Source organism: Burkholderia sp. AU38729 (assembly GCF_020419725.1).
GTDB lineage: Bacteria > Pseudomonadota > Gammaproteobacteria > Burkholderiales > Burkholderiaceae > Burkholderia.
Genome location: NZ_JAIZQO010000003.1, coordinates 124,236 through 134,829, shown reverse-complemented (window position 1 = coordinate 134,829; position 10,594 = coordinate 124,236). Strand labels below are relative to the sequence as shown.

The 10,594-nt window shown below is 65.3% G+C and carries 10 protein-coding genes; 2 read left to right on the top strand and 8 right to left on the bottom strand.

All coding sequences use genetic code 11. The features are described from left to right. Window positions 1-80: 80 nt before the first annotated feature. The 6 genes from LGM56_RS09535 to LGM56_RS09510 all read right to left on the bottom strand — a co-directional run bounded on the left by LGM56_RS09535 (window position 81) and on the right by LGM56_RS09510 (window position 5,955). Window positions 81-806, bottom strand: a complete 726-nt coding sequence (locus LGM56_RS09535) for an amino acid ABC transporter ATP-binding protein (RefSeq protein ID WP_011350949.1) — start codon at window positions 804-806, stop codon at window positions 81-83. Then, entirely contained in the window at window positions 803-1,480 is a 678-nt protein-coding gene (gltK, locus tag LGM56_RS09530) for a glutamate/aspartate ABC transporter permease GltK (protein ID WP_089439233.1), read from the bottom strand. The genes LGM56_RS09535 and gltK overlap by 4 nt, the downstream gene beginning before the upstream one ends. Then, entirely contained in the window at window positions 1,480-2,220 is a 741-nt protein-coding gene (locus LGM56_RS09525; protein WP_089494094.1) for an amino acid ABC transporter permease, read from the bottom strand. The genes gltK and LGM56_RS09525 overlap by 1 nt, the downstream gene beginning before the upstream one ends. A gap of 84 nt (window positions 2,221-2,304) precedes the next feature. Continuing rightward, the gene (locus LGM56_RS09520; RefSeq protein WP_179243611.1) at window positions 2,305-3,198 is read right to left on the bottom strand and encodes a glutamate/aspartate ABC transporter substrate-binding protein; all 894 of its coding nucleotides are present in this window, start codon (window positions 3,196-3,198) and stop codon (window positions 2,305-2,307) included. Between the two features lie 252 nt (window positions 3,199-3,450). Further along, window positions 3,451-4,737 carry a Glu/Leu/Phe/Val family dehydrogenase gene (locus tag LGM56_RS09515; RefSeq protein ID WP_011350945.1) on the bottom strand — a complete coding sequence of 429 codons (1,287 nt, stop codon included), beginning with the start codon at window positions 4,735-4,737 and terminating at the stop codon, window positions 3,451-3,453. A gap of 264 nt (window positions 4,738-5,001) precedes the next feature. Further along, complete coding sequence (locus LGM56_RS09510) at window positions 5,002-5,955, bottom strand: LysR substrate-binding domain-containing protein (RefSeq protein ID WP_226204335.1); 954 nt, start codon at window positions 5,953-5,955, stop codon at window positions 5,002-5,004. Window positions 5,956-6,186: 231 nt separating this feature from the next. Here LGM56_RS09510 and purB point away from each other — a divergent pair, with 231 nt between their 5' ends. Further along, entirely contained in the window at window positions 6,187-7,575 is a 1,389-nt protein-coding gene (purB, locus tag LGM56_RS09505) for an adenylosuccinate lyase (RefSeq protein ID WP_089439230.1), read from the top strand. Window positions 7,576-7,651: 76 nt separating this feature from the next. Here purB and LGM56_RS09500 read toward each other — a convergent pair whose 3' ends face one another. After that, window positions 7,652-9,073 (bottom strand): NAD(P)/FAD-dependent oxidoreductase, encoded by a 1,422-nt coding sequence (locus LGM56_RS09500; RefSeq protein ID WP_226204333.1) that lies wholly within the window; start codon window positions 9,071-9,073, stop codon window positions 7,652-7,654. Between the two features lie 284 nt (window positions 9,074-9,357). On the opposite strand from LGM56_RS09500, the gene LGM56_RS09495 reads away from it, so the two are divergent. Then, window positions 9,358-10,005 carry a TetR/AcrR family transcriptional regulator gene (locus LGM56_RS09495; RefSeq protein WP_089424490.1) on the top strand — a complete coding sequence of 216 codons (648 nt, stop codon included), beginning with the start codon at window positions 9,358-9,360 and terminating at the stop codon, window positions 10,003-10,005. Between the two features lie 77 nt (window positions 10,006-10,082). Here LGM56_RS09495 and LGM56_RS09490 read toward each other — a convergent pair whose 3' ends face one another. Continuing rightward, window positions 10,083-10,586, bottom strand: coding sequence for a gluconokinase (locus LGM56_RS09490; RefSeq protein ID WP_047851621.1), 504 nt, complete (start codon window positions 10,584-10,586; stop codon window positions 10,083-10,085). Window positions 10,587-10,594 lie beyond the last annotated feature (8 nt).

The window sequence follows — 10,594 nt, the reverse complement described above, 5'->3', positions numbered from 1 at the left end:
GCGGACGAAAAAAAACCGCCCGGCGCTCGGCCGGGCGGTTTTCGTATCGGCGCATCGGCAGCGCCGACGCGCGCGAACGCTCAGTGCAGGATCTTCGCGAGGAAGTCCTTCGCGCGCTCCGATTTCGGATTCGAGAAGAAATCGTCCTTGCGGTCGTCTTCCACGATTGCGCCCTTGTCCATGAAGATCACGCGATGCGCGACCTTCTTCGCGAAGCCCATCTCGTGCGTGACGACCATCATCGTCATCCCTTCCTGCGCGAGTTCGACCATCACGTCGAGCACTTCGTTGATCATCTCGGGATCGAGCGCGGACGTCGGCTCGTCGAACAGCATCGCGATCGGGTCCATCGACAGCGCGCGCGCAATCGCGACACGCTGCTGCTGGCCGCCCGACAGCTGGCCCGGGAACTTGTGCGCGTGCGCCTTCAGGCCGACGCGGTCGAGCAGCTTCATGCCCTTCTCGTTCGCCTCGTCCTTGCCGCGGCCGAGCACCTTGACCTGCGCGAGCGTCAGGTTCTCGGTGATCGACAGGTGCGGGAACAGCTCGAAATGCTGGAACACCATCCCGACCTTCGAGCGCAGCTTCGACAGGTTGGTTTTCTTGTCGCCGACCGACTGGCCGTTCACGAGGATCTCGCCCTGCTGGAACGGCTCGAGGCCGTTCACGGTCTTGATCAGCGTGGATTTACCCGAGCCCGACGGGCCGCACACGACAACCACTTCACCCTTCTTGACCTCGGTCGTGCAGTCGGTGAGGACCTGAAACTGGCCGTACCACTTCGAAACGTTCTTGATGGAAATCATCTTGTGACCTTTTTCTGGAGACCCTTGACGAGAGCAGACGCCAACGAGCAAATCACGAAATAGCATGCACCGGCGAACAGGACCATCTCGACGGTCGTGCCGTCGCGATCGCCGATGTTGGCCGCCGTGCGGAAGAAGTCCGCGAGACTGATCACGTACACGAGCGACGTATCCTGGAACAGGACGATCGCCTGCGTGAGCAGCAGCGGCACCATCGCGCGGAACGCCTGCGGCAGGATCACGAGGCGCATCGCCTGCGCGTAGTTCATGCCGAGCGCGAACGCGGCGTTCACCTGCCCGCGCGGCACCGCCTGGATGCCGGCGCGGATGATCTCGGAATAATACGCGGCTTCGAACAGCGAGAACGCGACCATCGCCGACGCGAGACGGATGTCGATCGTCGGCGACAACCCGAGCACGCCCTGCAGCAGCTGCGGCACGATCAGGAAGAACCACAGCAGCACCATCACGAGCGGGATCGAGCGGAACACCGTCACGTACGCTTTCGCGAACCACGCGAGCGGCGTCACGCCCGACAGCCGCATCAGCGCGAGCAGCGTGCCCCAGACGATCCCGACCACGATCGCGATCAGCGTGATCTGGAACGTGACGACCGCCCCCGTCCACAGCGTCGGCAGCGCGCCGGGAATACTACTCCAGTCGAACTGATGCATCACTTGCCTCCGATATAGCCGGGCAGCCGCGTACGGCCTTCGATCCAGCGCATGAACGCCATCACGACGAGGTTGATGATCACGTAGGCGAGCGTCACCGCGATGAACGACTCATACGTCTGCGCGGTGTAGTCGACGAGCTGGCGCGCCTGCGCGGACAGGTCGAGCAGGCCGATCGTCGACGCGACGGCGGAGTTCTTGAAGATGTTCAGGAATTCCGACGTGAGCGGCGGCACGATGATCCGGTACGCAACGGGCAGCAGCACGTAGCGGTACGTCTGCCATTGCGTGAAACCCATCGCAAGACCGGCGGCGCGCTGGCCCTTCGGCAGCGCGTTGATCCCCGAGCGCACCTGTTCGCACACGCGCGCACCCGTGAACAGGCCGAGACAGATGATCGACGCGGTAAAGAACTGCGTGGCGGGCGGCAACTGCTTGATCCAGGTGCCGATCGACGCGGGCAGCAGCTCCGGTATCACGAGATACCAGACGAAGAACTGTACGATCAGCGGAATGTTCCGGAAGATCGACACGTACAGGGTGCCGATCGCGGACAGCCATTTGTTCGGCACGGTGCGCAGCACGCCGAACAGCGAACCGACGATCAGCGCGATGACCCAGGCGACGAGCGACACTTCGATGGTCACCCAGAAGCCGGACATCAGCCATCCGAAATAAGTCGTCGGCTCGCCGGTCGATACGGGGCTCAGGAAGATGCCCCAGTTCCAGTGGTAAGACATGGGCAAGACTCCAGCAAAAAGAGACGGAAGAAGCGGGGCCTCTTCCGTCTCATTAGCGTCATTTCTGCATCAACGGCCGTGCGGTCAGTCGAGCGCCTTGTCGTTCGGGTTCGCGTACAGCTTCTTCATCGAATCGGACAGCGGGAAGTTCAGGTTCAGCCCCTTCGGCGGGATCGGGTTCTCGAACCACTTCGCGTAGATCTTCGCGGCTTCGCCCGACTTCTCGACTTGCGAGATCGCGTCGTCGACGACCTTCTTGAAGTCCGCATCGCCCTTGCGCATCATGCAGCCGTACGCCTCTTCCGATTGCGGAGTGCCGACGATCACCCACTCGCCCGGCTGCTTCGCCTTCGCGCGTTCGCCCGCGAGCAGCGCGTCATCCATCATGAACGCGACCGCGCGGCCCGATTCCAGCGTATTGAACGAATCGCCGTGATCCTTCGCGCTGATGATGTTCATGCCGAGCTGCTTGTCGTTGTTCATCTTGCGCAGCAGGCGCTCCGACGTCGTGCCGGCGGTGGTCACGACCGTCTTGCCCTTCAGGTCGGCGAAATCCTTGACGCCCGAATCCTTCTTCGTCATCAGGCGCGTGCCGATCACGAAGATCGTGTCGGAGAACGCAGCCTGTTGCTGGCGCTCGACGTTGTTGGTGGTCGAGCCGCACTCGATGTCGACCGTGCCGTTCTGCACGAGCGGGATGCGGTTCTGCGACGTGACCGGAATGTTCTTCACCTGCAGGTTCGGCAGGTTCAGCTTCTTCTTCACCGCATCGACCACCTTCAGCTGGAATTCGCGCGAATAGCCGACCACCTGCTGGTTCTGGTCGTAGTAGGAGAACGGAATCGACGATTCGCGGTGCCCCAGCGCGATCACGCCCGTGTCCTTGATCTTCTTCAGCGTGCCCGTCTCCTGAGCATGCGCGCCGCTTGCGAACGCGCAAAGCGCCGCGAACATCAGGACTGCCTTTTGGTATTTCATTTTGGTCATCTCCTTGGCTAAAACCCGCGCCAGTGTATCAAAGTAATATTTTTGAAAGTACTGGTTGTTTACCGCACTGCGCATCGCGCCGCGCGAAGCCTTCCTCCCGGCTTCGCGCGCCCCTTCCGGCGCCCGAATGCGCGCGCGGGCGATGCCGGATTCGGCACCGCCCGCGAGGGTTCATGCACGCAACCGGATGGATTGCGTCATGGATTGATCGTAGTCAACCGATCTGAAATCGGCAACCGCCGATCAGGGGTAGAGGCCGCGCATTTCGCGCGCCATCAGGATGCGCTTGCACGCAACGATGAACGCCGCGGTACGCACCGACACCTTGTGCTCTTCCGCGACCGCCCACACGCCGGAGAACGCTTCGCGCATCACGCGTTCGAGACGGTGGTTGATCTCGTCTTCCGTCCAGAAGAAGCTCGAGAAATCCTGCACCCATTCGAAGTACGACACGGTCACGCCACCCGCGTTCGCGATCACGTCCGGGATCACCAGCACGCCGTTCGCGGTCAGGATGTCGTCCGCCGCCGTCGTCGTCGGGCCGTTCGCGCCTTCGACGATGATCTTCGTGCGGATCTTCCCTGCGTTCTTCTCGGTGATCTGGTTTTCCAGTGCCGCCGGGATCAGGATGTCGGTTTCGACGGTCCAGAACTCGTCATTCGGCATCGGCTCGGCGCCTTCGAAGCCCGCGACGCCGCCCGTGCGTGCGACGTGGTCGAGCAGCTTGTTCGAATCGAGGCCGGCCGGCTGGTAGATCGTGCCCGTGTGATCCTGCACCGCGATCACCTTCGCACCGGCTTCCTGGAACAGCTTCGCCGCGATGCCGCCGACGTTGCCGAAGCCCTGCACCGCGATGCGTGCGCCTTCGATCTCGAGGCCCTTCTTCTTCGCCGCTTCGCTGCCGACGACGAACACGCCGCGGCCCGTTGCTTCCTTGCGGCCGAGCGAACCGCCGAGTGCGATCGGCTTGCCGGTCACGACGCCGGTCGACGTCTGGCCCTGGTTCATCGAGTACGTATCCATCATCCACGCCATCACCTGTTCGTTGGTGTTGACGTCCGGCGCCGGGATGTCGGTGTTCGGGCCGATGATGATGCCGATTTCGCTGGTGTAGCGGCGCGTCACGCGCTCGAGCTCACCACGCGACAGCTTGCGCGGGTCGACGCGGATACCGCCCTTCGCGCCGCCGTACGGCACGTTCACGGCCGCGTTCTTGACCGACATCCATGCGGACAGTGCCATCACTTCCGACAGCGTCACGTCCTGGTGGTAACGCACGCCGCCCTTGCCCGGGCCGCGCGACACGTTGTGCTGCACGCGATAGCCTTCGAAGTGCGCGACGGTACCGTTATCGAGCTCGATCGGGCAGTCGACGATCAGGATGCGCTTCGGGCGCTTCAGCGTTTCGAGCCAGCGCGACAGCGAGCCGAGGTACGGCGCGACGCGATCGACTTGCTGAAGATAGTTGCCCCACGGGCCGAGATCGTCGGCGTGCAGGTAGGACGGGATGGACTGCAATTGCGAAGACATGGATGCTCCAACGGTCAACAGGTGCGCACATTGTCGAAAAACCCGTTTTTTTTATCCAATGCCGTTTGCTTATTCGATTATGCGTTTCTTGCATGATCGCGATTTTTCGCAAATCTGCGGTCGATTTGCGCAAGAACGCACGCGATCGATCGTGCATCGCGTGCGTGAAAAATCGTGTTTCCTGGTGGCGGGACGGCCGCCGGACAGCCGTCCGACAGGCTTCGCAAGCTCGACGACAGCAGGCTGGCGGTTAACCGCCCACGGTTAACCCGCGGTTTCGCGCAATTCGTCGCGCACGACGTCCCACAGCGCACGCACGAGCTTCTGGCGGGGATCGTCGCCCTGCAGCGCGAGCTTGTCGCAGTACAGCCGGATCTCCATCGTCAGCGTGAACGGGTACGCGCCGCCGCGCACCGACCGGTCGAGCCGGATCAGGCGGCCGCCCGCGACCGCATCCTCGACCGCACTGTGCGGCAGGAACGCGACCCCGTGGCCCGCGAGCGCCATCGCCTTCAGCCCTTCGGCCATGTCGGTCTCGTAAACGCGATCGAGGAACAGCGGTGTCGTCGCATTCGCGACGATGACTTCCGTCATCCGGCCGAGATACGCGTTCGGCGTATAGGACAGGTACGGCACGCGCGCGTCTGCCGTGCCGGGCAACGTATAGCGCGGCCGCCCGGCGCGGCCCGGCGCCGAGAACGGGCTGATCGGCTCGCTGCCGAGGATCAGCATGTCGTAGCGCGCCGGATCGAGCGCGACCGGATGGCTCGGGTGGTGGTAGCCCATCACGAGATCGCAGCCGCCCTCGACGAGCGACAACACCGCGTCGTGCACGTTCAGCGCGCGCAGCCGCGTGTGGACCTGGCCCATCTTCGCCTCGATCCGCTGCAGCCAGCGCGGGAAATACGTGAGCGACAGCGTATGCGGCACCGCGAACTCGATCGTCGGCACCGGCGCGCCGACGTGGCCGCGCAGCAGCGTGCGCGCCTCGTGCGCCTGCGACAGCATCGTCAGCGCCTGCTCGTAGAAGATCTGCCCGGCCTGCGTGAGCCGCGTCGGATAGACCGAACGATCGATCAGTTCGGTCGCGAGCCATGCCTCGAGCGCCTGGATGCGCCGCGAAAACGCCGGCTGCGACACGTGCCGCAGCTCGGCGGACCGGCTAAAGCTGCGCGTTTCCGCGAGCGAGACGAAGTCTTCGAGCCATTTCAGTTCCATGCAGGCGGGCGCGGCGGGCGGCGGTCGGGAAGAAGCCTGCATTCTACCGGCGGGCGGCCCCGGCCGGCGGTGCGGCGAGCGGCCCGGCGCCCCGCCGCGCACGGGCGCCGGCGCGGTATCGGCACGCGGCTGCGCCCGCCGGCCGCGCGCGGCCGGGATCGTCCCGCGCCGATGGTAAAATGCCGGATTCTCCCTCCCCTCGCTCGACCCGGCCCCAAGGCCCGCCCGATCATGTCCGACACTCGTCCCGATACGCTTTTTGCCCTCACCGCGCTTTCGCCCATCGACGGCCGCTACGCCAGCAAGACCGAAGCGCTGCGCGACTGGCTCTCCGAAGCCGCCTTCATGCGCCACCGCGTCACCGTCGAGGTGCACTGGCTGATCGCGCTGTCGCGCGCCGGCTTCGCGGAAGTCCCGCGCTTCTCCGATGCGTCCGAACAGTTCCTGCTGCAGCTCGCCGAGCGCTTCACCGCGCACGACGCCGCCCGCATCAAGGACATCGAGCGCGTGACGAACCACGACGTGAAGGCCGTCGAATACTGGCTGAAGGAATCGGTGAAGGGCCAGGAAGAACTCGAAAAGGCCAGCGAATTCATCCACTTCGCGTGCACGTCGGAAGACATCAACAACACGTCGCACGGCATGATGCTCGCCGGCGCGCGCGAACACGTGATCCTGCCGGCGCTGCGCACGGTCTACCAGCGCCTCGTCGCACTCGCGCACGCGCACGCCGAGCAGCCGATGCTGTCGCGCACGCACGGCCAGCCGGCCAGCCCGACGACGCTCGGCAAGGAACTCGCGAACGTCGCGGCCCGCCTCGCCCGTGCGATCACGCGCATCGAGAAGGTCGAGATCCTCGGCAAGATGAACGGCGCGGTCGGCAACTTCAACGCGCACCTGTCGGCGTATCCGGAATTCGACTGGGAAGCGTTCTCGCGCGACGTGATCGAGAACCGCCTGAAGCTCACGTTCAACCCGTACACGATCCAGATCGAGCCGCACGACTACATGGCCGAGCTGTTCGACGCCGTGGCGCGCGCGAACACGATCCTGCTCGACCTCGACCGCGACGTGTGGGGCTATATCTCGGTCGGCTACTTCAAGCAGAAGACGAAGGCCGGTGAAATCGGCTCGTCGACGATGCCGCACAAGGTCAACCCGATCGACTTCGAGAACTCGGAAGGCAACCTCGGTCTCGCGAACGCGACGCTGCGCCACCTCGCCGACAAGCTGCCGGTGTCGCGCTGGCAGCGCGACCTGACCGACTCGACGGTGCTGCGCAACATGGGCGTCGCGCTCGGCTACTCGCTGCTCGCGTACGACTCTCTGATCCGCGGCCTCGACAAGCTCGAAGTGAACCCGCAGCGCCTGAACGAAGACCTCGACAACTGCTGGGAAGTGCTCGCCGAGCCGGTGCAGACGGTGATGCGCCGCTACGGCATCGAGAACCCGTACGAGCAGCTGAAGGAACTGACGCGCGGCAAGGGCATCACGCGCGAAGCGCTGCAGGAGTTCGTCGGCACGCTCGCGATCCCGCAAGAGGCGAAGGATCTCCTGCTCGCGATGACGCCGGCGTCGTATATCGGCAAGGCCGTCGAACTCGCGAAGCGGATCGCGTAAGCGCCGCCGTCTGCGCACGTCAAAAAGCCCGATGCGAGCAATCGCATCGGGCTTTTTCGTTGCCTGCGCGGCAGTATCAGAACGAGATCATTCGCCCCGGGTTGAGCGCGCTCATCACGCTCATCGCGGCCTTCGCGGCGGGAATCGCGATCGGCGACAACTGGCGGCCGAGCGGAATCGCGCGATGGTCGATGCCGGTCAGCATCGAGAAATCGTCGTTGCGTCCGACGAAATCGTCGCAGATCGCCTTGCCGATCCGCACCGTCTGCGCGACGCCGTGGCCACTCCAGCCCTGCACCATGTACATCGGCACACGGCCGTCGGTCTTGCGGCTGTCGGTCGCGCCGTTCAGCGTGAAGTCGCTGACACCGCTCCAGCAGTAGTCGAGCGCGAACCCGCCGTCATGCTGCGGGAACACCGTGTTCAACCGCGTCAGCAGGTACGCGTTCACGTCCGGCTGCGCCCAGCAACTGCCGGTGCCCTGCCCGCCGAACAGCAGGCGGTTGCCGCGGACCGGCCGGTAATAGTCGATCTGGAACTGCGTGTCGTACACGGGCATGCCGGCCGGCATCAGCGTCGCGACGTCGACCTCGAGCGGCGCCGTCACGCTCACGTACGTAAAGAACGGCACCGTGGTCGCCGCGCCGTCGTCGAGCAGCCGGAACGTCGTGTTGTGCAGCGCGAGCACGACGCCGCGGCGCGCGGTGATCGTGCCGCCCGGCGTCGTCGCGACGACGCCCTCCGGCGTCTCGTCGAACTCGAGCACCTCGGTGCCCTCGAACAGCGCGCCGCCGTTCAGCCGGAAGCCGTGCACGAGGCCGCGCACCAGCGCGAGCGGATGAATCTGCCCGCCTATCGCGTCGATCGCCGCGCCGTGATACAGCCCCGAGCGCACGTAGTCGTCATGCAACTGATGGCGGCCGACGAGCGTCACGCCCGCGTCGCCGAGGTGACGGCGCGCATCCGCGCCGTCCAGCAGCGCGCTCATGTGGCCCGGGTGGACCGCCGCGGTGATGTGGCCGCGCTTGCGGTCGAGCTCGAGCGCGTAACGTGCGCCGATCGCATCGATCAGGTCCATCGATTCGGCCGATGCGAAGCGCCACAGCCGCTTCGCGTCGTCGTGCGACAGGTAGTCGATCATGTCGGCGGCTTCCCAGCGCGCGAGGCCGGGCGTCAGTTGCCCGCCGTTGCGGCCCGACGCGGCCGAGCCGACGTGATGCTTGTCGACGAGGATCGTGTCGACGCCCGCTTCCGCGAGATGCAGCGCGGCCGATGCGCCGAGCAGGCCCGCGCCGATCACGAGCACGTCGCAGACGGCATCGTGCGCGAGCGGCGCGCTGTTCGCATGGCGCGACAGCGACGCTTCATACCAGTTCGCCGGGCGCTCGCCGTCGTAGCGGGCCGGGTCGCACCAGTTCCAGTTGTCTTTTTCGATGTTCAGTTGCGTTTGCTCGAAACGCGCTTCGCCCTGGATCAGGGGGGTGTTGCTGGAAGTCATGATTGCACTTGCATGGTCTTGGGCCGCCTGTCGAAGGGCCTCGTTGCTTCGAGGCTTCGCGGGTGGGGCAGCCGGTTCCACATGGGTGTCAACGAGATAAAGGGGCGTGATGGCCCGTGTTGACGGCAGCACGCTCGTGCCGCCTGGATCCCGGACTGTGCGAAAGCACGTATTGAAAGGTGCCGGGACACCCAATTTCTACACCGCAGAAATAATTCTACAGTGTAGAATAAGCTTTCGTCAAGTTTACAGCCGGTGCCGTACCGGCACGCCAGCCCGCATCGATGAAAGACAAACCCGCCCAGGGCCCGCGCGGCCTCGACAAGGATGCGATCGTCGCGGCCGCGCTCGCGCTGCTCGAAGACGTCGGCGAAGCCGCGTTCAGCGTGCGCAAGCTCGCGCAGTCGGTCGGCTGCGACCCGATGAGCGTGCTGTACCACTTCAAGTCGAAGGAAGGCCTGAGCCGCGCGATCGCGAACGCGCTGTCGCGCTCGCTCGTGCCGGTCGACGCCGCGCTGCCGTGGCGCGAACGGCTGCGCGACCTCGCACGCCAGTACCGCGCGCTCGCGCTGCGCTACCCGGCGGCGTTCGCGCTGCTGCAGCGGCACATGAGCACCGGGCCGGCCGATCTCGCGCACATCGAGGCCGTGCATCGCGCGCTGGCCGACGCCGGCATCCCGCGCGCGGCGCTGCCGTCGGTGTGCGTCGGCTGGTATGCGAGCGTGATCGGGCTGGCCGCGGCCGAAGCCGGCGGCCTCACGCGCGCCGCGAACGATGTCGAGCTCGCGGAAATGGCAGCGCTGTCCGACGCCGCGCATCCGCTCGTCAAGGCGGCCGCCCCGCTCTATGCGCAGCTCGATCCGGCAGCCGTGCACGACACGATGCTCGACGTGCTGCTCGACGGCATCGCGAAGCAGGCGCCCGCGGCCTGACCGGCCCGCGACGACGCGCCGCCAACGAAAAAGGCGCCCGAAGGCGCCTTTTTCATGACGATTGCCGCGAACCGCGCTCAGTGCTGCTGCGCGATACCGATCTTCAGCATGACCTGATCGACGATCTGCTCGGGCGTCAGCTCGATGCTGACCTCGATCGCTTCGTCCGGGCCCGGCTCCTCGAGCGTGTCGAGCTGGCTCTTCAGCAGCGACGGATCGAAGAAATGGCCGGTGCGGCTCTTCAGGCGCTCGTGCAACACCTCGAACGAACCCTTCAGATACACGAACCGCACGTCGGTGTCGGTGCCGCGCAGCACGTCGCGGTACGACCGCTTCAGCGACGAGCACGTGAACACGGCCGTCTCACCGGCACGCTGCTTTTCCTCGATGGCCGCGCGGATCGTGCGCAGCCACGGCCAGCGGTCGTCGTCGGTCAGCGGAATGCCGTTGTGCATCTTCTCCTTGTTCGCCGCGCTGTGAAACGCGTCGCCATCGGTATAGCTGCACGACAGGCGTTCCGCCAGCATTTCGCCGATCAGCGACTTGCCGGCGCCCGACACGCCCATTGCGATCAGAATCATTGACTACC